Genomic DNA, 23,619 nt, shown 5'->3' with positions numbered 1-23,619 from the left:
CCCATGGATCTCCACCTCGCCGATCGCACCGTGCTCGTCACGGGCGGTAGCTCCGGCGTCGGTCTCGCGACCGTCGCCACCCTCCTCGAGGAGGGCGCGAACGTCATCACCTGCGCCCGCCGTCCCGACGTGCTCGAGAAGGCGCTCGCCGACCTCGGCGCCCCCGCCGACCGGGTGCTCGCGATGAGCTGCGACGTACGCGACGCCGGCCAGGTGCGCGCGGTGGTCGAGGCCGGTGCAGCCCGGTTCGGCGGGATCGACGGGCTGGTCAACAACGCCGGCCAGTCGCGGATGCTCGGGCTCGACCAGGCGACCGTCGACGACTTCCGCGACGAGCTCGACCTGAAGTTCGGCGGCGTCCTCAACGTCACCGGAGCGGCGCTGCCGCACCTGCGGGCCTCCGACGCCGCCGCGATCGTCACCATCAACGCCGTGCTCGCCCGCCAGCCCGAGCCGCGACTGGTCACGACCTCGGCCGCTCGGGCCGGTCTGCTCAACCTGACCAAGTCGATGGCGTCGGAGTACGCACCCGACATCCGGGTCAACAGCGTCTGCCTCGGACTGATCGACACCGGCCAGTGGCGGCGGCGCTTCGAGGCGGACGAGAACGGGACCTTGTACGAGGCTTTCGAGAGCGACCTCGCCGCCGACCGCGGCATCTCCCTGGGCCGGTTCGGCCGGGCCGAGGAGGTCGCCGCGATGGTCGTGACCCTGCTGTCTCCGCGTGCCTCGTACGTCACCGGCGCGGCGCTCGACGTGTGTGGCGGCGTTGCCCGCTACGTGGCCTGAGGAGACCGAGATGACCAACCTGACCACCGCCGCTCCCACAGTTCACACTCCTCATGGGGTGACCTACGCCGACGGCGGCGAGCTGCTCGTAGCGGTGCTCCGCGAGGTGGGTGTCGACACCGTCTTCGGTGTCATCTCCGTCCACAACCTGCCGCTCGTCGAGGCGGTCTCGCGCGAGCTGCGGTTCGTGCCGGTCCGCCACGAGGCGAGCGCGGTCAACGCCGCCGACGGCTACGCCCGGGCGACCGGCGGCCTCGGCTGTGCGCTGACCAGCACCGGAACCGGCGCCGGCAATGCCGCCGGCTCGCTGATCGAGTCGCTGAGCTCGGCCACCTCGGTGCTGCACGTGACCGGCCAGGTCGAGTCGGCCTACCTCGGCTCGGGTCGCGGTTTCATCCACGAGACCAAGGACCAGCTCGGCATGCTCCGGGCGGTCTCGATCGACGCCGTCACGGTGCCCTCGCTCGAGGAGTCGGCCGGCATCCTGCGCGCCGCCGTCGAGCGGGCGCTCGGCGGGCGGGGCCGGGCCGGTGGCCCGGTGAGCGTCGAGTGGCCCATCGACCTGCAGTACCTGCCGCAGCGTGAGGTCGTCGAGATCGTCGAGGTGGCCGAGGAGACGACCACCTCCCCGGAGCCGGCCGGCCTGGACACGCTGACGGAGCTGATCGTCGCCGCCGAGCGGCCGGTCATCTGGGCCGGAGGCGGGGTCGCCGAGGCCGGGGCCGAGCTGACCGAGCTGGTCGAGACGTGGGGCGCCGGCCTGCTGACCTCCAACTCCGGCCGCGGCGCCGTCCCCGAGGATCACCCTCTCGTGGTCGGCAACTACGCCGCCACCCCCGGCGGCGGCCAGCTGCTCGCCGAGGCCGACCTGCTGCTCAGCATCGGCACCCACTTCCGGTCCAACGAGACCCGCGACTACGACCTCGTCCTGACCCCGGTGCACGTCCAGATCGACCTCGACCACGCGGCGCTCGGGCGGGTCTTCCCGATCGCGGCCGGTGTCGCTGCGGACGCCCGCGACGTGCTGCCCGCGATCACCGAGGCCGTCCGAGGCCGCGGACAGGTCGCGGGGGAGTGGCGGGATCGGGTGACCCGGGCACGCCGGGACGTACGCGCCACGCAGCGCGAGGGGCTCGGCGACCACGCCGTGCTCGCCGACGCGCTGCGCTCCGCCCTGCCGCGCCGGTCGGTGCTCGCGCGCGACGTGACCATCGCGTCCTCGTCATGGGGCAACCGGCTCTTCGAGGTCTACGACCCTCGCGACAACGTCTTCCCCCGCGGCGGCGGGATCGGCCAGGGGCTGGGGATGGGGCTCGGCGCCGCGATGGCCCGCCGTGACGAACCGACCGTGGTCATCGCCGGCGACGGCGGCCTTGCCGTACACCTCGGTGAGCTGCTCACGCTCGCCCAGGAGCGTCCGTGGCTGGTGCTGCTGGTCTTCAACGACGGCGGCTACGGCGTGCTCCGCAACATGCAGGAGGCCCGGGGCGTCGACCGCGCCGGCGTCGACCTGACCACCCCTGACTTCGCCGGGCTCGCGGGTTCGCTCGGGCTGCCCTACCAGCGCATCGGCAGCGCCGCCGACGCCGCGACCGAGCTCGAGCAGGCCGTCACCCGACGCGGGCCCGTGCTCGTCGAGGTCGACCTGGAGTCCTTCGGCCCGATGCCGCGCCCGTTCACACCACCGGTCAAGGTTCCCGACCCGACCACGAGGAGGTCGTCATGAGTGTCGCCACCGAAGAGCAGGAGCTGGAGCTTCTGGTCAAGCAGATGACCCTCGAAGCCGACGGCGTGCTGTCGCTGAGGCTCGTCCACCCGGGTGGCGACCCGCTGCCGGAGTGGAGCCCGGGGGCCCACGTCGACCTGACCCTGAAGGGGTCGCTGGTGCGGCAGTACTCCCTGTGCGGCGACCCCGCCGACCGCAGCAGCTACCGGGTCGCGGTGCTGCGAGAGCAGGCCGCCCTCGGTGGCTCGGAGTACGTCCACGAGGGGCTGCGGCCCGGCCACCGGTTGCGTGTGGTCGGTCCCCGCAACAACTTCGACTTCCTCCCCGCCAAGCGCTACGTGTTCGTCGCCGGCGGCATCGGGATCACCCCGCTGCTCGCGATGCTCACCGAGGCCGAACGGCAGGGCACCGACTGGGAGCTCTGGTACGGCGGCCGTCGCGAGGACTCGATGGCCTTCCTCGACGAGCTCGCCGCGTACGGGGACCGGGTGAAGGTCATCCCGGAGGAGACCCACGGCCGGCTCGACCTGAGCACGGCGCTCCCGATGCCCGAGCCGGGCACGCTGGTCTACTGCTGCGGGCCCGAGGGCCTGCTGGCCGCCGTCGAGGAGCACGCCGTGAGCTGGCCCGAGGGGACGCTCCAGGTCGAGCGTTTCAAGGCCAAGCAGATTGACGTCGACCCGGACGGCGAGCAGCCGATCGCCGTCGACTGCCGGCGCTCGGGCCGGGTCGTGCAGGTGCCTGCCGACGTACCGGTCATCGATGCCCTGGAGAGCGCTGGGATCGCGGTCTCGAGCTCGTGCCGCGACGGCATCTGCGGCACCTGCGAGACCAAGGTGCTCGGCGGCATCCCTGACCACCGCGACTCCCTGCTCAGCGACTCCGAGCAGGCGTCCGGCACCACCATGATGATCTGCGTCTCCCGGGCGCGGACCCCCGAGCTGGCGCTCGACATCTGACGCGCCGTACCGACTGCACACGAGGGAGAACAGCAATGGGCTATCTACAGCCGGTCCAGGCGGCGGTCGCCGAGGCGACCCCGTGGGAGACCAAGCTCGCCGGCGCCATCGAAGAGGTCTTCGGTGGCGGCCGGCACGACCTGCCGGGTCTCGTCGAGGGGCTCAACGAGCTCGGCATCCCGGCCCCCGGCGGAGGTCTGTGGACCCCCGAGGGATTCACCACAGCGATCGCCGAGCTCGCCGCGGCGGGGAAGCAGGAGGACTGAGCCATGGGTCCGATGGTCAAACGACAGCTGAGCGCGGATCAGATCCTCGCGACCGGCCTGCGCAACCAGTGGTACGCGATCTGCCCCTCCGACATGGTGCCGCAGGGCGGCGTCCACCGGGTGCGCCGGCTCGGCATCGACTGGGTGCTCTTCCGGGAGTCCGACGGCACCCTGCGGATGCTCGAGGACCGCTGCCCCCACCGCGGCGCACCGCTTTCGCAGGGACAGCACCTCGGCAGCAAGATCGCCTGCGCCTACCACGGCGTCCAGGTCGACGGCAGCGGCAAGGTCGTCTCGGTACCGGGCATGCCCGGCTGCAATCTGGAGGGCAAGACCCTGGTGCCGAGCCCGCCGCTGCAGGAGCTGGGCGGTGCGATCCTCGCCTACATCGGCGACGACCAGCACCCCGACCCCGCACCGGTCGCGCTGCCGGACCCGCTCGTCGACGAGGAGATCTCCTCCTTCCTCTGCTACGCCGAGTGGGACACCCCGTGGCGCTACGCCATGGAGAACCTGCTCGACCCGATGCACGGCGCCTTCCTGCACCGAGAGTCCCACTCGATGTTCGGCGGCGACACCGAGGCCAGGTTCCGCATCCGGGAGACCGACCGGGGCTTCTTCTTCGAGAAGACCGACCAGCGCGGCGTGAACTTCGACTGGGTCGAGTTCTGCCGCACCGGCATCGACTGGGTCGACCTCTCCATCCCGTACCCGCCGACCGCCGGACCCGGTGGCTCCTTCGGCATCGTCGGCATGGGCACCCCGATCGACGAGCGCACCACCGCGGTGTTCTTCTGGCGCTACCGCAAGGTCAGCGGCTGGGAGCGCGACGTGTGGCGCTTCCTCTACCGCACCAAGCTCGAGGCCCGCCACTGGCACGTGCTCGAGCAGGACCGGGTCATGCTCGAGGCGATGGCCGACGACGCCGACCAGGCCGAGAACCTCTACCAGCACGACCTCGGTGTCGTCCGGCTGCGCCGGCTCTACAAGAAGCTCGCCGAGGAGCAGGCGGAGGCGGTTCCGGCCGGGCGCGCGTGAGGCGGGCCCGGCCGGGAGACCGGCGTACGGTCAGCGGACCGGAGCACCCGGGCCGAGCGGGATCCCGAGCGCCCACCACAGGAAGAAGAGCGCGGTCCAGGCCAGGCTCATCGCGATGGCGAGCGGGAGGGTGTAGGAGGCGAGGGTGCCGATGCCGGCGTCCTTGCGGTAGCGCTGCAGGAAGCCGAGGGCCATCACGAAGTAGGGGCTCATCGGAGTGATCGCGGTGGAGCCGGAGTCGGCGATCCGGAAGAGCGCCTGAGTGGTCTCCGGCGGCACCGAGAGCAGCATCAGCATGGGCACCAGGACGGGTGCGGCGATGGACCACATCGCCGAGCCGCTGGTGACCATGATGTTGACGACGCTGAGCAGTGCCAGGACGAGCAGGAACACCACCCAGACCGGGATGTTGCTGGTCTCCAGCGCCTCGGCGGAGTTGACCGCGATGACGTCGCCGAGGTGGGTCCAGTCGAAGTACGCCAGGAACTGGGCGATCGCGAAGAACAGCACGAGCACCGGCGCCATCTGCTTGATCCCCTGGCCCATCAGCGCCGGCACGTCGCCTGCCTTGGTGATGGCACCGGACAGCGTGCCGTACACGATGCCGGAGAGGCCGAAGAGCACCGCGACGATCGCGGCGATGCCGGTGAGGAACGGAGACTCGGTCAGCGAGCCGTCCTCGCCACGCAGCGGGGAGGACGGTGGGATCACGACGGCGGCGATGATGACGATCGCGGCGAGCAGGGCGAGGAGCGACCAGCGCAGCGCCCGGCGCTCACGGCTGTCGAGCTCGAGCGAGCCGAAGTCGCCGTCGTCGGCATCCTCATCGGCGTCCAGGTCGGGCCGCTTGGAGAGCACGAGCTTGGTCATCAGCGTGATCACCGCGGCCAGCAGCACCGAGGAGGCGATGTTGAAGAACCAGTTGCTGACGGGGGAGACGTACGCGCTCTCGTCGACGATCTGGGCCGCGGCGGTGGTGATGCCGGCGAAGATCGCGTCGTTGGGCGTCGGGATCGGGCTGGCGTCGTACCCGCTGGCGATCGCGGTGTAGGCGACCACGATCCCGAGGATCGGAGAGCGGCCCACGGCACGGAAGGCGAGGCCGCCGAGCGGCACCAGGATGATGTACGCAGCCGCCGAGGCCACGTGGGCGACAGTGCCGGTGAACGCGACGGCGAAGACCACCCAGCCGACCGGCACGCGCGAGATGCCGGTCTTCATCGCGGCGGTGAGGAAGCCGGTGCGCTCGGCGACGGCGACGCCCATGATGACCACGACGATGGTCGCCATCGGCGGGAACTCGGCGAAGTTGGAGACCATCGTGGAGGTGGCCATCGCCAGGCCCTCGCCGCTGAGCAGGCTCTGCACGACGACTTCCTCGCCGTCGCCGGGCGAGACGACCGAGACGCCTGCGGCCGCGCAGATCGCGCTGACCACGGCGAGGACGGCCGCCAGGATCCAGAAGAGCCAGAACGGGTGCGGCAGGGCGTTGCCGACGCGCTCGATCACGCCCATGGCCCGGATGATCCACGGCAGCCGGTCGCTGCCGGTGGGGGTTGCGGTGCTGGTCATGTCAGTCACCCTTCGCTGGTGAGGCGGTGGCGGGAGAAGAAGTCCCAGATCACCGTCGCGGACTCGATGGTGTGGGTGACGTGGCCGCCACCGGAGTAGATGTCGCCGCCGGGCCAGACGTGGCCGCCGCCGTCGACGGCGACGTGCTGGACCTCGGCGCCCTGGGCGCACCCGGTCCAGCGGGTGGTGGCGACGTCGCGGTTGGTGCGCGTGGTGGTGGTGGCGCAGCCGTTGTGCTCCGCCCAGCCCTCGACCCACTCGGGGATGGCGGGCAGGTCGCGGTCGGCGTCACCCGCATAGGGGATGGTCGCGTCGGCGACCCCGTGGATCTCCAGGATCGGCGTAGGCGGAGCCTCCTCGCAGCCGACCCGGGCACCCGGGTAGAGCGCGGGTGCGACCGGGGCGATGGCCGCAAAGGTGCCAGGCAGCTGACAGGCGAGGAGGGCGGTCAGGCCGCCTCCGTTGGACTTGCCCGTGGCGTAGACGCGGCTGGTGTCGATGCAGTGGTCGGCCTCGATCGCAGCGAGCAGGTCGCGGGTGAAGGCGACGTCGTCGACGCCCGGGGCCTCGTAGGGAGCGCCCTGCCAGGCCTTGCGATAGCCCGAGCCGGTGCCGATCGCGCCATCGGGATAGGCGACGACGGCCGGGAGGTCGGAGAGCTCGGAGTAGCCCTCGACCTCGACGCCGGTGCTGCCGCGACCGTGGAAGGCGACGATCAGCGGCCAGTCGTCGCGGCGGTCGTAGCCATCGGGCAGACGGAGTACGTAGCTGCGCTCGAGGTCACCGCTGGTCAGCTCGTACTTCTGGCTGCTGTCGGGCTCCTGCTCGGTGGGTTTGGCACAGCGTGTGGTCTCGCCGCCGGCTCGGTCCGAGGCGCTGGCCTTCGTCAGGGCGGTGGTCGCGGTGGGTGCCAGGGACAGCGTGGCCACGGCTGCGATGGCGGCCGCCGGTGCCAGCAGGCGGAGGTGTCGTGGGGACATGTCGTGTGCTCCTTTCGGGGCATCAGGTCGTGCGTTTTCGGGTGTGCTGGATCGCCCGGCGACGCGGTGCGCGTCCCGGTCGGGTCCCGAGCTGGAGGGTGGAGTGGTCTAGGTGTCGAGCCACTCCTTGATGAAGGCGACGATGCGGTCGGTGGCCTCGGCGAGGATCGCCCGGCCGTCCTCCGCGGTGGCGCGACGCGGGTCGCCGAGCACGCCGGTGGGGGAGAGGCGGTCGTAGGGGAGGGCCACGGCGGGGTGTCTCACCGATCTGGCCAGCCGGGCGAACGGGTCGAGCTGGTCGGGCGTGGTCGTGCCGGGATCGAGCAGGTCGTGGCGTACGAGATGGGGGGCGATGTGCAACATCTGGGCGGTCTCGGCCTCGCCGCTGTGCCCGGAGACCGGGGTCAGCTCCATCGCGCCGACCGCATCCCCGGCTAGGACGGTCACCGGCGTCCAGGCGAACTCCAGGTCGGGGCGGTCGCGGAGCAGGTCCTGGGCCAGCGTGCCGAGCGTGGCGTTGTTGCCACCGTGGCCGGTCACCACCAGGAACCGACGCCAGCCGTGGGCGGCCAGCGACTCGACGTACTCACGGACGACGGCGGCGAACAGCGCCGGGCGCAGGCTCACCGTGCCCGCGAAGGCCTGGTGGTGGGGCGAGACCCCGACCGGTACGCCGGGACCGATCACCACCTTGCCCGGGAGCGCCTCGGCGACAGCGTCGGCGAGCGCCTCGGCGCGGATCTGATCGGTGGCCAACGGGAGGCCGGCGCCGTGCTGCTCGAAGGCACCGACGGGGATCACGACGACCGTCCCGTCGTCGGCCGCCTGAGCGGCCTCGAGGGTGGTCATCTCGGCGAGCTTCGCGGTCATCGCTCGGTGTTCCCGGTGTTCTCGGTGCCGAGGGTGGAGGCGATCGCCTCGCGGATCGCGAGCAGGTGCTCGCGGGTCAGCGCGGCCGCGGCGTCGGGGTCGCCGTCGCGTACGGCCTCGACGATGCGGAGGTGGTCGGCGTGGTCGCGGTCCCGGTCGGTGTAGCGGTGCCGGATCTCGATCTGGTCGCGGGCCCGCACCTGCAGCAACGCCTCCACGGTCTCGCGCAGCAGCAGGTTGCCGGAGGCACCCGCCAGCGCGACGTGGAAGTGGAGCTCGGGGCGCTCGTCGGCGTACTGCGGCTTGAGCGAGTTGTCGGCCGAGAGCGTGAGCGCCGCGAGGTCGTCGTCCGTGCGCTGCGCGGCAGCGGCCGCGGCGACCGGCGGCTCCAGGACGATCCGGGCGTCGAGGAGCTCCAGGACCGACTCGCTGCGCGACTCCGAGACGTGCGGGTTGACCAGCAGCCGCCGGTTGACCCCGCCGCTGACGTAGGTGCCCGACCCGTGGCGGAAGCGGATCACGTCGGTGGCCTCGAGGCGGCGCAGCGCCTCCCGGATCGTCGGTGTGGTCACCTCGAACCGCTTGGCCAGCTCGCGCGAGGACGCCAGGGCGTCGCCCGGTTCCAGGCCCGAGGCCTCGATCATGGCGACGATCCCGTCGGCGATGCGTTCAGAGAGCGATGGTGTGTTGCTGGTCACAATAAGTGACTAAATCACTTATTGAATTCGTCGTCAAGGGAGCAGCGCTCGTGGGCGTCGAAGGCTGATCAGGCGTCCGCGGTGACGTGCTGCGCGGCGAGAGCGCGGCGCAGGCGGGCGATCGGGGCGGGGCTGTCGATACCGACGGCGCCGACCTCCCGCCCGTCTCGGAGATAGACGACGAGGCCGTCGCCGCGCTCCTCCTCGTCGGCCGCCGTCGTCTCGCCGACGACCTGGATCCGGTGCCCGTGCCAGGTCGACCAGGCGAACGGGACGGCGGCGAAGACCTCACCGGCTCCGGCGGCGTTCGCACCGGCTACCCGGCCCTGCTCGCCGGCGGCGGTCCAGTGCTCCCTGCGCTCGCCCTCGACGCACGCCACGTCGCCCGCCGCCCAGACTCCGGGAGCGCTGGTGGCCAGCGTGCGGTCGCAGAGGACTCCGCCGGTGCGTGCGTCCAGGGCGACGTTGCTCCCGGCGAGCCATGCCGTCGCCGGCTGGGCGCCGATGCCCAGGACGACGGTGTCGGCGGTCAGGGTCTCACCGGTGCTCAGCTCGACCGCGTCGACGCCGCGGTCGGAGCTGCGTACGCCCGATACGGTGGTTCTGGTGAGCAACCGGACGCCGGCCTCGGCGTGGAGTCCCACCAGCCGGCCGGCCGCGCGCGGACCGACCGCGCGCTTCAGCGGGCGGCTGCTCGCCTCGACCACGGTGACCTCGACGTCGCGGGCGCGGGCAGCAGAGGCGATCTCGGAGCCGATGAACCCGGCCCCGAGGATCACCACCCGCCGCGAGCGGGCCAGGGAGTCGCGTACGGCGAGGGCGTCGTCGTAGCGGCGGAGCACGTGCACTCCGGGGAGACCGGTCAGTCCGGACAGGGTCGTGGCGGTGCTGCCGGTGGCGATCACGAGCGCGTCGTAGCCGAGGTCTCCGGCGCTCGTGGTCACCGTCCGGCGCTCGGTGTCGAGGCCGTGCACCCGGACCCCGGGGAGGTGGCGTACCTGCAGGTCCTCGAGCACCTCGCACGAGCGGAGCACCGGGACGACGGGCTCCTCGTCGGAAGTGAGTGCGGCCTTGGAGAGCGGCGGGCGGTCGTAGGGCGGATGTGGCTCGTCGCCGACGATCGTGATCGGCCCGTCCCAGCCGGCTCCGCGCGCCCCTTCGACCGCGCGGAGCCCGGCCAGGCCGGCGCCCACGACCAGGAGATGACGGTCGTGGAAGGAGGACATGCTCACCCCTCGAGCCGGAGTGCGGAGACCGGGCAGGAGTCGATGGCGGCTCGGACGTACCCGCGGTCGGACTCCGGCACCTCGGCGGCCAGCACGTCGACCAGTCCGTCGTCGCCGATCTGGAAGTAGTTGTCGGCCTGGGCCTCGCACATGCCGATGCCCTCGCACACCGTCTTGTCGGCTTGGATGACACTCACAGCATTGACTCCTTCAGCGGGATGAAATCGACCTTCTCGCGTACGCCGCAGTCCGGGCAGCACCAGTCGTCGGGGATGTCGCGCCAGGCGGTGCCGGCGGCGAAGCCCTCGAGCTCGTTGCCGACCGCGACGTCGTAGACGTAGCCGCACCCGGGGCAGCGGCTGGCCGCCACCTCGTCGTCGAACGACTGCCGGGTCACGTCGTCGAGCTCCTCGACCACGGGGTCGGCCGGAGGCGGGAACGTGGCGAGCAGCTTGTCGAGCCGTCCGGGGCGTACGTTGGCGAGCCGTACGTCGCCGTCGAAGTGCGCGACCACCCGCTTGTCCATCACCCGGCGCCACAGCGGCGGGACGAGGGCCAGGACGATCATCCCGGCGTAGCCGGTCGGCAGTGCCGGGGACTCCCGGTAGTCACGCAGGGTCTGATAGCGCCGCGTCGGGTTCGCGTGGTGGTCGCTGTGCCGCTGCAGGTGGTACAGGAGCACGTTGGTGGCGATGTTGTTGGAGTTCCACGAGTGCATCGGGAGCACCCGCTCGTAGCGGCCCGAGGTGGTCTTCTGCCGCAGCATCCCGTAGTGCTCCAGGTAGTTGACGATCTCCAGCAGCGAGAACCCGATGACGGCCTGCAGGATCAGGTAGGGCAGGATCCCGACGCCCAGCCAGAGCGTCATCGCGGCCCACAGCACCACGCTCATCAGCCACGCGTTGAGGACGTCGTTGCCGAGGTGGAACGGATGCGTGCCCTTGCGCCGATAGCGCTTCGCCTCCAGCCCCCAGGCGCTCCTGAGCGACCCGGACACGGTGCGGAACCAGAACCCGTAGAGGTTCTCGCCCATCCGGGACGAGGCCGGGTCCTCCGGCGTCGCGACGCGTACGTGGTGGCCGCGGTTGTGCTCGATGTAGAAGTGTCCGTAGAAGCTCTGCGCGAGCGCGATCTTGGACAGCCAGCGCTCGTGGCTCTCCTTCTTGTGGCCGAGCTCGTGGGCGGTGTTGATGCCGATGCCACCGATGAACCCGATGGTGAGGGCGAGACCGATCTTGTGCGCCAGCGGCCAGTCCTGGGTCGCGATCAGGTACATCGCGAAGACGAACCCGGCGTACTGGATCGGGAGGAACGCGAACGTGATGTAGCGGTAGTAGCGGTCCTCCTCGAGCTCCTCGATGACGTCGTCGGGCGGGTTGGAGCGGTCCAGCCCCGCCGCGAAGTCGATGGCCGGGACGATGACGAGGACGACGATCGGCCCGGTCCACAGGAACACGCCCCACCCGGTCAGGGCGTAGCCGCCGACCGCGATGAAGGCGAAGGACGGGACCACGAGACCGAGGAGCCACAGGTAGCGCTTCCTGTCCCGCCACCGTTCGGTGGAGCCCCTCTCGACGGTGCCGCTGGCGTCGAGTGTCATCTGCTTCCTCCTGTGACTGCCGTTACGTTCCCTGTCAGAATGGACGTACGCAGCGAGGAAGTCTCTGGTCGATCAGGCCGAATCGGTCACGGAAAACTGTTCATCTTCACAGTTGGGGCCGGAGGAAGGCGTCGTGGTAGTCGAGCGCGAGCAGCAGGTCGCCGGCGCGCTCGCGCAGGGGCCGGCCCAGGAGCCGCTCGGCCTGGGCGACGCGGTAGCGGATGGTGTTCTTGTGGACGCCGAGCCGTTCGGCGAGCCGGTCCGCCGGGTCGGCCGAGGTGAGCACCTCGCGCACCGTCTCGCGGAGCCGGCCGTGCGACGGGTGGGCCAGGCCGCGCAGCGTCGCCCGGGTGAACCGCTCGGCGGCGTCGGGGTCGTGCGCGACGAGGACCAGGGCGGCGACGTCGTCATAGGCGGTCACCGGCTCCTGGCGCCCCGGCGCCAACGCGACCCGCTGAGCCGCCTGGGCATCGTGGTGGGCTGCGACGAAACCGTCCAGCCCGCTCCCGCCGACGCCGATCGTCACCCGGATGGCTGCAGGGTCGATCCCGGTGTCGGTGACACTCTCGGGAGCATCGGTGAGCGCGACCCAGGCCCACATCTGCGGGCCGCCGGGGTTCACGAGCACGTATTGCGGCCGGCCCAGCCGGCGGGTGACCGCGGTGAGCGCCGGCTCCAGCTGCTCGATGGAGTCGGCAGTGAGTGCACGCGCGACCAGTGCGATGTGGCCCGGGATGTTGACCGGGTGGCCGCCGAGGGCGGCGGAGAGCTCGGAGGGGGAGACGCTGCGGTCGGTCAGTGCCTCCGAGACCACCTCGAAGCGGCGGGCGTCGCCGCGCTGACGGATCCGCGTCTCCTCCGCCTGGTGGATCAGCACGGACTGCTCGACCGAGGACCCGAACCATGCGGTCGCCTTCGTCCAGAACCACACCAGCAGCGCCTCGTGGTCGAGATCGTCCGGGGCCTGCCGCACGACCTGGACTGCGAACTCCCAGCACTCCTCCTGAGCCCGCTGGTAGATCTTGAGCATCAGTGGGAGGCCGAGTCGGCGGCGGGCGACCTCGAGCGCGATCGCGTGGGCGGACGGGACCAGCTCGAAGCCGGCCTCCGGCAGCGTGATCCGGTCGAGGAAGGCGTACCAGTGCTGTTCGACGGCTTCCAGGAGCAGCGGGCGGAGATCGTCGAGGTCGATCTCGACGTCGAGGAGGATCGCGTCAGCGGTCGCCGCGGCCCAGCGGGCCACCTCCTCGGGCCGGCGTTGTTCCTCGGCGAAGGCCGCCAACCAGTCGCTGATCTCGGTCATCGCACCTCTCTCGCCGCGCCGGCTTCGCGCAGTCTACAGACGTGGCAGTGCTCAGATCTCCATGCGTAGGATCGCCCCCGGCCACGGCTCGACCTGTCCGGTGTCGACCGTGAACCGTCGCTCGAGCGTGAACCCGAACCTCTCGTAGACGCCGATGAGCGCCTCGTCGTCGCCGGCGTAGCAGTCGAGCCGCATCTGCTTCACACCCCGCTCCCGGGCGATGTCGACGGCGTCGTCGACCAAGGTGCTGCCGATGCCGGAGCCGCTCCGGTCCCGGTCGGTGACGAGCAGCTGCAGGTAGAGCTCCGGGATCGGTGCGGGATCGACGTACGGCAGGGGCTCGTCGGCCACGACACAGAGGCCCACGACCTCGCCGTTCTCCTCGGCGACGCGGGCGGTGCGCTCGGACAGCATCTGCCGGATCTGCTCGACGCGCGCCTCGATGGCGGAGAACGGCTTTGCACCCCACTGCCCGGTGCGGCCCTGCGAGGCGAGCCACGCGACGGCGGCGTCGAGGAGGGTCATGGCGGCTGGGAGGTCGCTGACCGACCCGTCTCTGAGATGCATGGGCGGACCCTGCCATGCGGGGGTTCGCCTGTCGAACGGTTTCGGACGTGTCAGACAGTCGACAAATGGTTCGCCCGCAGGCGTGCGACCCGGTATCGTGCTCGGCGATGGGAACTCTGAAGTAAACGATCGGGACGCTGCGTCGAGGTTTCTCCGCAGCGGGTCCTGAGCGACCGCGTCGTCCGATCGGCGCGGCTCGAGGTCCGTTTCCGATCCCGCATCCGGTGGATGCGTCTCGTCGCGGCGGTCGCCGTCGCGCAGAGGAGTCCTCATGTTCCCGTCTGCTTCCACCCCTTCCACCTCCGTGCGCAGCCACCGTGTCTGCGAGCTGCGCTCGGCCACGGTCCGCTTCGCAGAGCGGATCGTCCTAGACCGTGTCGATCTCGTCGTCGGTCCGGCCGACCGCTTGGCCGTCGTCGGCGACAACGGCGCCGGGAAGTCGACGCTGCTCGACCTGCTCGCCGGCGTCGTGTCGCCGGTCGCCGGTGAGACCCGCGTGGTCGTTCCCGGCGGCATCGCGCACGCCTCCCAGGAGCCGCGGTTCCCTGACGGGGCGACGGTTCGGGATGCCGTCGATCTCCTGCTCGCGGACCTGCGCGCGCTGGAGTCACGCATCCGGTCATGCACCGAACGCCTGTCCCTCGCCGGCGAGGACCAGCAACCCGCGCTCCTCGAGGAGCTCGGCGACCTCGTCGACGCCTACGAGGCACGCGACGGCTACGGCGTCGACCGCCGGGTCGACGTCGGGCTCGACCAGCTCGGCCTCGGCGGTCTGGACCGGGGACGGCCTGTCGACGGGCTCTCCGGAGGTGAACGGGCGCGTCTCGCTCTTGCCGTCGCCCTTGCGGCCAACGCCGAGCTGCTGCTGCTCGACGAGCCGACCAACGACCTCGACTCCGCGGCGCTGGCATGGCTCGAAGACCGTCTGGCGGCGCACCGCGGTGCGATGGTGGTCGTCACGCACGACCGCGCGTTCCTCGAGCGGTTCGCGGACGACATCGTTCAGGTACGCGACGGCGGGCTGCGCCGCTACGGCAACGGCTACGCCGGCTTCCTGACGGCTCGGGCGACCGAGCGGCGACGTCAGGCAGAGCGGCACGAGAGGTGGAAGGCCGAGCTCGCGCGCAACGAGGCACTCGTGGCGGCGAACGCGTTCCGGCTCGAGGCGATCCCGCGCAAGCTCGAGCTCGACGGCTTCGGTCACGGTGCCTTCCGGGCGCGCAGCCGCGACCACGGGGCGATGGGCCGGATCCGGATGGCGAAGGAGCGCGTCGCCAGATTGCGGGCGGAGCCGGTCGCACCGCCGCCCGAGCCGCTGCGGTTCGACGCCGGCCTCGGGGGAGCGGTTGCCACGGGCGGCGACGAGCCCCTCGTCGCCCTCCATGACGTACGTCGCGAGGCGGGTGCCCGGCTCAGGATGGCCGAATGGGTGCTGAGTGCCGGGGACCGCTGGCTTGTCGTCGGACCCAACGGCGCCGGGAAGACCACGCTGCTGCGGCTGCTCGCCGGCGAGATCGCCCCGGACTCAGGGGACGTCGAGCGGGCTCCGGGAGCTCGGGTCTCGTGGCTGAGGCAGGATGTCGCGGCCGCTGCAGCGGGGTCGGTCGTCGGAGTGTTCGCCCGCACCGTCGGGATCCATCGCGACGATGCCGTCGAGCGGCTGCGGCGGTTCGGGCTGCTGCGCGAGGAGGACCTGCGCCGTCAGGTGCGGGCGCTCTCCGTCGGGCAGCGTCGCCGCCTCGACCTCGCCATCGCGCTGGCGGACCCTGGTGACGTACTGCTGCTGGACGAGCCGACCAACCACCTCGACCCGGAGCTCGTCGAGCAGCTCGAGGACGCCATCGAGGCTCATCCGGGCGCGGTAGTGACGGTCACGCACGACCGCCACTGGATCCGCCGTGCCTCCGCGTCGCGGCGGGTGCGCGTCTGCGGAGGCACGGCGGCGGTGGTCACCGCGTGATCGTCAGGCCTCCGCCCGGGCCCGCCCGCCGATGGCGTGGTCGATGCTGGCGCGGCCAGGACCGGCCACAGCCAGGGCGATCGCGATGGCCGCGACGACCGCGACCAGCTCCCAGCCGCCCTGGTCGACGAACACGCCGGAGCTGCGGTGAGCGAACCAGAACGCGCCGACCATGTCGATGACGACCAGAGCCGCGGCCACCGGCGTGAGCAGACCCAGCACGAGGAGAGCGCCCCCGACGAGCTCGACCAGGGCGGCGAACGTTGCGGCCGCCTGGGCGGCGGGGACGCCCATCGCCTCGAACGACTGGCTCGTTCCGTCGAGCGTGTAGGTGGCGAACTTCTGCCAGCCGTGGGCGATCAGGACGGTTCCGACGAGGAGCCGGGCGGCGAGCAGGCCGAGGTCGGTGACGGGAGCAGGGAGCGACTGTCCGAGTTTCATGGGTTCCTTCTCTTGGTTGTGCAGGGGTGTTCAGGTCTGAGGTACGTGGGTGGCCACCCACGATCCGAGCCGGTCGAGGGCGGCCGCGGTGCTGCTCCCGTGGCTCGCGGTGTGCACCGGGCTGCTCAACGGTCCTCCGCCTGGTTCAGCTCGGCGGCCGTACGGACTCCGCTCCAGCGGGCGACGTCCTTGGCCAGGTCGAGCCGGTCCACGGGGGCGGCGTTCTCGAAGTCGCCCCAGTGGGCACGTGGCAGCATCCACATCACCTCGAACTCGTTGCCGTCGGGGTCGGCGCCGTAGACGCTCTTGGTGGCGCCGTGGCTGGACTCGCCGGTGAAGGCGCCGAGCTCGGCGAGGATCATCCGTGCCTGCTCGAGCTCGTCGATGGTGTCGACCTGCCAGGCGAGGTGGTAGAGCCCGAGGGAGCCGCGCGGACGTGGCGGCTGGGCGCCGACCCCGAAGAGGCCGAGGTCGTGATGGTTGCCGGACCGGCGCAGGCGCAGGAACGCTGCGTCGGCCCGGGGCTCGCGGGCCATGACCGTCATCCCGAAGGCGACCTCGTAGAAGGCGATGCTGCGCTCCAGGTCGGCGACGAAGAGGACGGCGTGATTGAGGCGTACCGGGTTGACGCTCATCGGGGGCTCCTCGACTGAAAGGTTGTATCTACAACAAAACTCTCACGGAATACTTGTAGCGTCAAGTTTTTGGTTGTAGCAACAATCAGGCGGACTACCATGGAATCTGTGGACGATGTCTGGCTGGATGACGAGGAGATGGCCGCCTGGCTGCGCCTGATCGCGATCGTGGAGCTGTTGCCCGGGGTGCTCGACTCCCAGCTCCGCCGTGATGCCGGCCTGACTCACTTCGAGTACTTCGTCCTGGCTGTGCTGTCCGAGGCGGATGACCGGACCCTGCGGATGACGGCCCTGGCTCACCGCACCAATGCGACGCTGGCGCGGCTGTCGCACGTCGTGCGGCGGCTCGAGGAGCGGGGCCTGGTCGAGCGGTTCCCGTGTCCCGAGGATGCCCGCGCCACGAACGCCCGGCTCACTGCCGGTGGCTGGGATGCCGTCGTCGCTGCCGCGCCCGGCCATGTCGCCAACGTACGCAGCCACGTGCTCGATGGTCTGACCGTGGACCAGGTTCGGCAGCTGACGGAGATTGGCGACGCCCTGCTCGCGCGCCTCGACCCGAAGGGCACGATGACGGCGCTGTACCGGCCGGAGGGCTCCTAGGCGCTGTCGGTGAACCGGGTCGGGGCTGAAGCATCCCTTGACATGAAACCAAATGGTTTCCTATTTTGACGTCGTGGAGAAGGTGTTTCGAGCTCTCGGTGACCCGACTCGGCGGGCGCTGCTCGACGCACTGCTGCAGGAGGACGGGCAGACGCTGTCCTCCCTGGTGAGCCATCACTCGATGAGCCGTCCGGCGGTGGCCAAGCACCTGGCGATCCTGGAGGAGGCCGGCCTGGTGGTCGTCGCCCGCCGAGGACGCGAGAAGCACCACTTCCTCAACGTGGTGCCGATCCGCGAGATCCATGACCGCTGGGTCACCAAATACACCGAGACCTGGGCGAGCGGCCTCGCCGAGCTGAAACGAGACCTGGAGCGCACGATGGAGAAAGTCTTCGAGATCTACATCCGCACCACGCCGGAGCGACTGTGGGAGGCGATCACCGACCCGCAGATCCGGGCGAAGTACCACTTCGGCGCCGGCGTCCACTCCGACTGGACGCCCGGTTCGGGCTTCACCATGGTCCACCCGGGCGCTGACGGACCGCTCGCGGAAGGGGAGAACGTCGTCGTGGAGCCGCCCACGCGGCTCGTGCAGTCGATGCGCACCCTCTGGTCCGAGGCGGCCGAGGAGCAGGGCACCACCCGCGTGACCTGGGAGATCGAGCCTGTCGGCGACTCCTGCCGGCTCACCGTGACCCATGACCAGCTGAGCGGCGACGCGCCCCCGGAGCTCTACGGCGGCTGGCCCATGGTCCTGTCCGGCCTCAAGACGTGGCTGGAGACGGGGGAGACCCTGACCACCCCGGGATCGCAGATGTACGGACCCAGCTGACCCTCTGGCGACAGCATCGACCGAGAGGAACCCTGATGAGCACCATCACCGATATCCGCACCGTCGGCATCACCATCGCCAGGACGAAGCCATCGGCTTCTACCGCGACACCCTGGACTTCGACGTACGACTCGACGTCGAAGTCCCGACGCGCTGGATCGAGGTCGCGCCGCGGGGCAGCGGCGTCACCCTCGCCCTGGTCGCCGGCGACCGCGAGGCGGGGGAGATCACCGAGACCGGGATCCGGTTCAACGTCCCCGACGCAGCCGCCGAGCGCGAGACGCTCGGCTCGCGCGGCGTGAGCGTCGGCGAGCTGCTGCGCTGGCCGGGCGTACCGCCGATGTTCACCTTCGACGATCCCGACGGGAACCGCTTCGTGATCCTCGAGCAGACCGAGGCGGTGGCGTCATGAGCACCCCGCTGGACAAGACCTTCACCGCGACGCTGACCCAGAGCGACGCGAAGGGCGGCTGGACCTACGTGGTCACCGACTGGACCGCGGACTTCTTCGGCACCCGCGGGCTCGTCAAGGTCTCCGGCGACGTCGACGGGCACCCCTTCGAGGCCTCCTTCATGGCCCTCGGCGACGGCACCCACAAGCTCCCGTTCAAGGCCGATCTCCGCGAGGCGCTCGGCAAGTCCGCCGGCGACAGCGTCACCGTCCACCTCACCGAACGCCGCTGACCGGTCTCAGGATGAGTGCGTCAGGTAGCCCGCGGTGAGCGCGACCATCTCCTCGAGCACGGCCTCCCGCGGATAGGGCGGCCGGTCGAGCACCCAGCGCAGCGCGATGTTCTCCATCGCCACCACCAGCACCCACGCGGTGAGCTGCGGGTCGGGGCGGGTCGTCGCGGCCGATCCGGCGTGCAGATAGGCGGCGGTGAGGTCGCGTACGCGAGTGACGAGTGCGGCATGACGGTCGCGGTTGCGGGAGGCGGGGAGCTCCTCGATCAGTACGCGCAGGAGAGTGGGGTCTTGCTCCAGCCCTGCGAGGAGCGCGTCGGCCACCGACCGGATCGCCGGCGTGCCGGTGCTGCTCGCCTGGAGCGCCAGCGCCGAGGCGGTGCGCTCGGAGACGTCCTCCCAGTAGCGGCTGATCACGATGTCGAGGATCGAGGCCTTGTCGGAGAAGTACTGGTAGAGCGAGCCGGGGCTGATCCCGGCGGCAGCCGCGACGCGGTTGGTCGAGAACGACTCGTAGCCGTCGGCGACGAGCACCTGCCGTCCGGCCGCCAGGATGCGCTCGACCATCGCCTTGGACCGGGCCTGGGTGGGCGTCTTGCGCATGGAGCAACCGTAGGTGGAACGCGAATTGAAAGCGAGCTCCTGCTCGCATCACGCTGAAGGCATGACCACATTCGCGCAGCAGGGCACCCAACCCGCCGGATTCCCCACCCGCTTTCGCGAAGGCGAGGCCCGCGGTCGCCGTCTCGGCAGGCCGTTGCGCCTGATGGGGCGCATCGTCGACGTCGACGAAGAGCTGATGGAGCGGATCGGGCGCGCGTTCAACGAGCGGGACGAGGCCGGCGCACGCCTGGCGGAGGCGATCCGGATGCGAGCCGGGGCTCCTGGCAAGGTCACGATGACCCAGCTGCGTACGGCTCTGGAGCACGGCGTCGCGGCGGTGGACTCCCCGCCTCCGGCGCTGGCTGAGTTCTTCGCCCAGGTCGAGGCGACCCCGGACTGGGTCGACTGGGACCTCGTCGACGAGGGCGGTCGTGTGTTCGCGCGGCTCGGCCAGAACGCGGCCGACGTGCTCCTGCAGCTCTCGCTGATCAGCGGCTACCGGTTCGGGGGACCGCCGGACCTGCTGGTCGCGACCGGCGGTCTGACCGGTAGCACCACCCGGCGGCGACTGGCCGAGACGCAGCACTGGGCGGTGAGCCTGCGCCGGCCGGGCGGTCTCCGGCCCCCGGGCGCGGGCTCCGGGTCGGGCTCGACGTCGGGGGAGGCATGGCGGCTCACCGTCCACGTACGGGCCATGCATGCGCTCGTGAACGCCGGGTTCGAGCAGCGGTGGGACGCCGGCCGGTTGGGGCTGCCGATCAACCAGGCCGACCAGGCCGCCACGCTGGGCCTGTTCGACGGCGTACTCATCATCGGGTGCCGGGCACTCGGCGTGCCGGTCTCGCGAGAGGACGCCCGGGCGCTGATGCATCTGTGGAAGTACGTCGGCTGGCTGATGGGCGTCGACGAGGACTTCCTCGTCGACAGCGAGTGGGAGCGGCACCGGATCAACTACCACGTGCTGCTCGCGCAGGCGGAGATCTCCGACGCCGGGCCGCGGCTCGCACAGGCGGCGGTCGAGGTGCAGCGGGAACGCCGGTTTCCGGGCTGGCCGGAGCCGCTGCAGCGCGTGCGTGGCTGGTACGAGCGGGAGCGGCTGCTCTCGATGCTGACCGTCTTCCTCGGGACCAGGTCGATGCGCGAGCTCGGCCTTCCGAGGAGGCCGCCGTGGGCGCACGCGTACGTGCTGCCGATGAACCTGCTCAGGTACCGGGTCCTCGGCCGGTCCGCGCGGGGGCGGGCTCGTCTGGAGCGGCAAGGGAGCCGCAATGCCGACAGGCTGCTGGCGAGCTACTTCGGGCCGGAGCGCGCGGCGGTCGGCGACCTCCCCGAGTGACGGTCAGCCGCGGGTGGAGCCCGGAGCGGTGAGAGCCGCCTGGACGGTGCCGTCGACCAGGCCGCCGGCCTCGGACGCCTTGATCTCACCCCGGTAGACGGCGCCGGAGGCCGCGTGGAGGACGCTCTGGAGCAGGGTCAGCTGCCACTCGAGCGGCTGGTCGTCGCGGAAGCTGCCGTCACGACGGCCCCGCTCCATCAGCGGCTTCCAGCGGTCGAGCAGGCCGAGGTGGACCGCCTGGAACTGCTCGTGGGGCATGCTCTGCTCGGCGGCGACGATGAGCGCGCCGTACTGCTGCGTCAGCTGCCACGACGCCTCGAGCAGCCGGCTGAGGGCGGTGCGGGGGTCGCCGTCGAGGTCGATCGCGCCGAGCTGCTCGTCGGAATGCCGGATGGCGCGTTCGACGACCTGCGTGACCAGTGCCGCCCGGGACTCGAAGTGGCCGTAGAGGGTGACCCGGCCGACGCCTGCCACCTTGGCGATCTCAGCCACGCTCACGTCGGGATCGCGGGCGAGACAGGTCGTCGCCGCATCCATGATCGACTCGATGTTCTTACGCGCGTCGGCGCGCTTCAGGGTCGTCATCGACGAAAGCCTCCCACGAGATGATGAACATCAGAGTACAGGTTAGGTGTCGTCGGGCCGGGTCACGCCCGCTGCCGCGCCGTCCACGCGCACACCACCTTGGCCCGGACCGAGGCGCCGAGGCGGCGGTAGAAGCGGATCGCCGCGTGGTTGTCCGGCTGGACGCCCCAGGTGATGGTGAGGTCCTCCGAGCGGGCCGCCAGCTCGGTCATCAGCAGCCGGCCGACACCCGCGTCGCGGTGCCCGGGCCGTACGTACAGGTCGTCGAGGGCGACGATGTCGTCGCCCGACCACAGGTGCAGACGGCGTACGGCCGAGACGTAGCCGACCGGCTGGCCGTCGATCTCGGCGAGCAGGACCATGATGTCCGGCTGCGCGAGGTAGCCGGCCCACTGCTCGGCGGTCACGGTGACCGAGTCGGACTGGCCCTGGTGGGCGGCGATCTCGCCGATCAGCGTGCGAACGGTCTCGGCGTCGTCGGGGACGGCGTCGCGTACGGCCGGTCGGGCGGGTGCGGTCATGGTGGCCTCCTAGTCGGTCGGGTGCAGATGCGCGTGCGCGTGGTGGGCGTGGTGGCCGGAGTACTCGCCGGGTCGCGCGAGCATCGCGGCGAGCATGAGGAGCAGCATGAGGACGTGGCCGAGCAGCATCAGTCCGTCGCCGTCGATGGCTCCGAGCCACAGGAACGGGAAGAAGGCGACGAAACCTGCGTACATCGCGGCCGACATCTCCACGACCGGCCGCCAGCCGTGCCCGCGGAAGCGCATCCAGGCGGCCATCGGGATCACCATCATCCCGATGACCATCGCGACGATCATCTGGAGGTAGTGCAGCGCGAAGGTCAGCGCGCGGGATCTGGATCGGTGGGTCTTCGTCATGACGTGGTCTCCTGGTGGGTCTCGGTGGTTGTGGAAGGCCGGCCGGGGATGAGCGCTCCGGCGAGGACGGCGGCGAGTGCTGCGATCACGGCGGCGACCAGGTAGGCCCGCTCGAAGCCGCCGGTGGTGCCCTCGACGAGACTGGCCGCGGCGACACCGGACATCACCGCCGCGCCGAGCGAGGCGCCGAGCTCGTGGAAGGTGCTGAGGATCCCGGAGGCCACGCCGGCGAGGTGCGGTTCGACCTGACTGAGCGCGGTCGCCGACGCGACCACGAAGAGGACGCCCAGGCCGGCCGAGCCGACGCTGACCGCGACCACGGTCGTCAGCGTGCTCATGCTGATCGCGGGTACGACGAGCCCGGCTCCGGCGATGAGCAGCCCGACCACGCCGAGCGGGCGAGCGCCGACGCGGCCGATGAGCCGGCCGGCCAGCTGCGCGCCCACCATCGTCGCCGCGGCGACCGGCAGGAACAGCAGTCCGGTGGTGAGCGGGCCGTGCCCGGCCGCGCTCTGCAGGTAGAACGTCCCGAGGAAGAACACCGCCACCATCAGCCCGGTCGCGACGAACAGCACGAACGTGCCGGACAGAACCGGCCGCCGCGTGACCAGTGCCGGGTCGATCAGCGGGTTCTGCGTACGTCGCAGCCAGCCGGCCAGCAGGACGTAGCCGACGATGCCGGCAAGGAGGAGTCCGGCCGTGCGGGCCGAGGTCCAACCGCCGTCGCCGGCTTCGATGAAGCCGAGGATCAGCAGCCCGGTGGCGGCGGTGACGATCAGCGCGCCGATCAGGTCGAGGCGTACGTCGCCTCCCCATGCGGGCAGCGGCGGCAGCAGCCAGGCCAGCAGGACCGCGACCACCGCGCCGACGGGCACGTTGATCAGGAAGACCCACTCCCAGCCCGGCCCGGCGGTCAGAGCGCCACCGAGAAGCACGCCGATCGCCGCGCCTCCGGCGCCGAGTGCCGACCAGATCCCGAGCGCGCGGTTGCGCTCGTCGCCGTCGAAGAGCCGGACCACGGTCGACAGCGCGGCGGGGGAGAGCATCGCGGCGCCGACACCCTGGGCGACCCGGCCGCCGATCGCCAGCTCTGCGCTGGTGGCGAGGCCGGTGGCCAGCGAGGCCACGGTGAAGACGGTCAGGCCGGTCAGGACCACGGGCTTCGGGCCGAACAGGTCGGCCGCCCTGCCGCCGAGCAGCATCAGGCCGCCGAACGCCAGGGTGTAGGCGCTCACCACCCAGGTGAGGGCATCGCGTCCCAGCCCGAGGTCGGCGCCCATGTGCGGCAGCGCGATCGCCACGACGGTGACGTCGAGGATGAGCATGAACTGCGCCAGGCCCAGCAGCCCGAGCAGCCGCCATCGGCGAGGATCCGCGGGCTGGTTCGTCGTGGGGTCGTGAGTGGTCTCGGTCATGGGGGTCTCATTTCGACTAACATGAACAGTGCTGTTCGAGATTAACTCGAACAGCA

Annotated in this window: 27 protein-coding genes; 11 read left to right on the top strand and 16 right to left on the bottom strand. The window is 71.0% G+C overall.

What is annotated here, in order from left to right; all coding sequences use genetic code 11:
- Positions 1 to 3: 3 nt before the first annotated feature.
- From G5C66_RS00250 to G5C66_RS00230, 5 genes are read left to right on the top strand one after another with little or no spacing between them, the layout of a single operon-like run.
- Positions 4 to 789, top strand: coding sequence for an SDR family oxidoreductase (locus G5C66_RS00250; RefSeq protein ID WP_165108564.1), 786 nt, complete (start codon positions 4 to 6; stop codon positions 787 to 789).
- Between the two features lie 10 nt (positions 790 to 799).
- Positions 800 to 2,515, top strand: coding sequence for a thiamine pyrophosphate-binding protein (locus G5C66_RS00245; RefSeq protein WP_165108562.1), 1,716 nt, complete (start codon positions 800 to 802; stop codon positions 2,513 to 2,515).
- Positions 2,512 to 3,474 (top strand): PDR/VanB family oxidoreductase, encoded by a 963-nt coding sequence (locus G5C66_RS00240; protein ID WP_206443563.1) that lies wholly within the window; start codon positions 2,512 to 2,514, stop codon positions 3,472 to 3,474. Before G5C66_RS00245 ends, G5C66_RS00240 begins: the two co-directional genes overlap by 4 nt.
- Positions 3,475 to 3,509: 35 nt before the next feature.
- Positions 3,510 to 3,740, top strand: a complete 231-nt coding sequence (locus G5C66_RS00235) for a recombinase-like helix-turn-helix domain-containing protein (RefSeq protein ID WP_165108560.1) — start codon at positions 3,510 to 3,512, stop codon at positions 3,738 to 3,740.
- Positions 3,741 to 3,743: 3 nt separating this feature from the next.
- A complete protein-coding gene (locus G5C66_RS00230) occupies positions 3,744 to 4,778 on the top strand; it encodes an aromatic ring-hydroxylating oxygenase subunit alpha (RefSeq protein WP_165108558.1) in 1,035 nt (344 codons plus the stop codon).
- A gap of 30 nt (positions 4,779 to 4,808) precedes the next feature.
- Here the strand turns inward: G5C66_RS00230 and G5C66_RS00225 are convergent, their stop codons facing one another.
- From G5C66_RS00225 to G5C66_RS00185, 9 genes are all read right to left on the bottom strand, one after another.
- On the bottom strand, positions 4,809 to 6,350 hold the full coding sequence (locus G5C66_RS00225) for an AbgT family transporter (protein WP_165108556.1): 1,542 nt from the start codon (positions 6,348 to 6,350) through the stop codon (positions 4,809 to 4,811).
- A gap of 5 nt (positions 6,351 to 6,355) precedes the next feature.
- Positions 6,356 to 7,330 carry a CE1 family esterase gene (locus tag G5C66_RS00220; protein ID WP_165108554.1) on the bottom strand — a complete coding sequence of 325 codons (975 nt, stop codon included), beginning with the start codon at positions 7,328 to 7,330 and terminating at the stop codon, positions 6,356 to 6,358.
- A gap of 108 nt (positions 7,331 to 7,438) precedes the next feature.
- Entirely contained in the window at positions 7,439 to 8,200 is a 762-nt protein-coding gene (locus tag G5C66_RS00215) for a creatininase family protein (protein WP_165108552.1), read from the bottom strand.
- Positions 8,197 to 8,898: an FCD domain-containing protein gene (locus tag G5C66_RS26675; RefSeq protein ID WP_165108550.1), complete on the bottom strand. Its 702-nt coding sequence runs from the start codon at positions 8,896 to 8,898 to the stop codon at positions 8,197 to 8,199. Before G5C66_RS26675 ends, G5C66_RS00215 begins: the two co-directional genes overlap by 4 nt.
- A gap of 68 nt (positions 8,899 to 8,966) precedes the next feature.
- Positions 8,967 to 10,124, bottom strand: a complete 1,158-nt coding sequence (locus G5C66_RS00205) for an NAD(P)/FAD-dependent oxidoreductase (protein ID WP_165108548.1) — start codon at positions 10,122 to 10,124, stop codon at positions 8,967 to 8,969.
- Positions 10,125 to 10,126: 2 nt separating this feature from the next.
- Positions 10,127 to 10,321, bottom strand: a complete 195-nt coding sequence (locus G5C66_RS26305; RefSeq protein WP_165108546.1) for a ferredoxin — start codon at positions 10,319 to 10,321, stop codon at positions 10,127 to 10,129.
- Entirely contained in the window at positions 10,318 to 11,724 is a 1,407-nt protein-coding gene (locus tag G5C66_RS27010) for a fatty acid desaturase (protein ID WP_165108544.1), read from the bottom strand. Before G5C66_RS27010 ends, G5C66_RS26305 begins: the two co-directional genes overlap by 4 nt.
- A gap of 106 nt (positions 11,725 to 11,830) precedes the next feature.
- Positions 11,831 to 13,027, bottom strand: coding sequence for a helix-turn-helix domain-containing protein (locus G5C66_RS00190; RefSeq protein WP_165108542.1), 1,197 nt, complete (start codon positions 13,025 to 13,027; stop codon positions 11,831 to 11,833).
- 51 nt (positions 13,028 to 13,078) lie between these two features.
- Positions 13,079 to 13,594 carry a GNAT family N-acetyltransferase gene (locus tag G5C66_RS00185; protein ID WP_165108541.1) on the bottom strand — a complete coding sequence of 172 codons (516 nt, stop codon included), beginning with the start codon at positions 13,592 to 13,594 and terminating at the stop codon, positions 13,079 to 13,081.
- A gap of 271 nt (positions 13,595 to 13,865) precedes the next feature.
- Between G5C66_RS00185 and G5C66_RS00180 the strand changes: the two genes are divergently transcribed.
- Positions 13,866 to 15,554 carry an ABC-F family ATP-binding cassette domain-containing protein gene (locus tag G5C66_RS00180; protein WP_165108539.1) on the top strand — a complete coding sequence of 563 codons (1,689 nt, stop codon included), beginning with the start codon at positions 13,866 to 13,868 and terminating at the stop codon, positions 15,552 to 15,554.
- 3 nt (positions 15,555 to 15,557) lie between these two features.
- On the opposite strand, the gene G5C66_RS00175 is transcribed toward G5C66_RS00180, so the two are convergent.
- Positions 15,558 to 15,995, bottom strand: a complete 438-nt coding sequence (locus tag G5C66_RS00175) for a DoxX family protein (protein ID WP_165108537.1) — start codon at positions 15,993 to 15,995, stop codon at positions 15,558 to 15,560.
- Between the two features lie 125 nt (positions 15,996 to 16,120).
- On the bottom strand, positions 16,121 to 16,630 hold the full coding sequence (locus G5C66_RS00170; protein ID WP_165108535.1) for a VOC family protein: 510 nt from the start codon (positions 16,628 to 16,630) through the stop codon (positions 16,121 to 16,123).
- Positions 16,631 to 16,738: 108 nt separating this feature from the next.
- On the opposite strand from G5C66_RS00170, the gene G5C66_RS00165 reads away from it, so the two are divergent.
- From G5C66_RS00165 to G5C66_RS00150, 4 genes are all read left to right on the top strand, one after another.
- Positions 16,739 to 17,230, top strand: coding sequence for a MarR family winged helix-turn-helix transcriptional regulator (locus G5C66_RS00165; RefSeq protein ID WP_338144017.1), 492 nt, complete (start codon positions 16,739 to 16,741; stop codon positions 17,228 to 17,230).
- Positions 17,231 to 17,303: 73 nt separating this feature from the next.
- Entirely contained in the window at positions 17,304 to 18,062 is a 759-nt protein-coding gene (locus tag G5C66_RS00160) for a metalloregulator ArsR/SmtB family transcription factor (RefSeq protein WP_165108533.1), read from the top strand.
- Between the two features lie 4 nt (positions 18,063 to 18,066).
- Positions 18,067 to 18,474: a VOC family protein gene (locus tag G5C66_RS26670; RefSeq protein ID WP_338144038.1), complete on the top strand. Its 408-nt coding sequence runs from the start codon at positions 18,067 to 18,069 to the stop codon at positions 18,472 to 18,474.
- A complete protein-coding gene (locus tag G5C66_RS00150) occupies positions 18,471 to 18,746 on the top strand; it encodes a DUF1905 domain-containing protein (protein WP_165108531.1) in 276 nt (91 codons plus the stop codon). Before G5C66_RS26670 ends, G5C66_RS00150 begins: the two co-directional genes overlap by 4 nt.
- Before the next feature lie 6 nt (positions 18,747 to 18,752).
- Here G5C66_RS00150 and G5C66_RS00145 read toward each other — a convergent pair whose 3' ends face one another.
- Complete coding sequence (locus tag G5C66_RS00145) at positions 18,753 to 19,349, bottom strand: TetR/AcrR family transcriptional regulator (RefSeq protein ID WP_165108529.1); 597 nt, start codon at positions 19,347 to 19,349, stop codon at positions 18,753 to 18,755.
- Positions 19,350 to 19,410: 61 nt separating this feature from the next.
- On the opposite strand from G5C66_RS00145, the gene G5C66_RS00140 reads away from it, so the two are divergent.
- On the top strand, positions 19,411 to 20,685 hold the full coding sequence (locus tag G5C66_RS00140) for an oxygenase MpaB family protein (RefSeq protein ID WP_165108527.1): 1,275 nt from the start codon (positions 19,411 to 19,413) through the stop codon (positions 20,683 to 20,685).
- Between the two features lie 3 nt (positions 20,686 to 20,688).
- Here G5C66_RS00140 and G5C66_RS00135 read toward each other — a convergent pair whose 3' ends face one another.
- The 4 genes from G5C66_RS00135 to G5C66_RS00120 all read right to left on the bottom strand — a co-directional run bounded on the left by G5C66_RS00135 (position 20,689) and on the right by G5C66_RS00120 (position 23,563).
- Entirely contained in the window at positions 20,689 to 21,270 is a 582-nt protein-coding gene (locus tag G5C66_RS00135; RefSeq protein WP_165108525.1) for a TetR/AcrR family transcriptional regulator, read from the bottom strand.
- Positions 21,271 to 21,332: 62 nt separating this feature from the next.
- Positions 21,333 to 21,791 (bottom strand): GNAT family N-acetyltransferase, encoded by a 459-nt coding sequence (locus G5C66_RS00130; RefSeq protein WP_165108523.1) that lies wholly within the window; start codon positions 21,789 to 21,791, stop codon positions 21,333 to 21,335.
- Between the two features lie 9 nt (positions 21,792 to 21,800).
- Positions 21,801 to 22,148 (bottom strand): hypothetical protein, encoded by a 348-nt coding sequence (locus tag G5C66_RS00125; RefSeq protein ID WP_165108521.1) that lies wholly within the window; start codon positions 22,146 to 22,148, stop codon positions 21,801 to 21,803.
- Entirely contained in the window at positions 22,145 to 23,563 is a 1,419-nt protein-coding gene (locus G5C66_RS00120) for an MFS transporter (protein ID WP_165108519.1), read from the bottom strand. Before G5C66_RS00120 ends, G5C66_RS00125 begins: the two co-directional genes overlap by 4 nt.
- Positions 23,564 to 23,619: the final 56 nt, after the last annotated feature.

Origin of the sequence: Nocardioides turkmenicus (assembly GCF_011045035.1) — a bacterium.
Classification (GTDB): domain Bacteria; phylum Actinomycetota; class Actinomycetes; order Propionibacteriales; family Nocardioidaceae; genus Nocardioides; species Nocardioides turkmenicus.
This window is presented reverse-complemented; position numbering and strand designations above follow the sequence as displayed.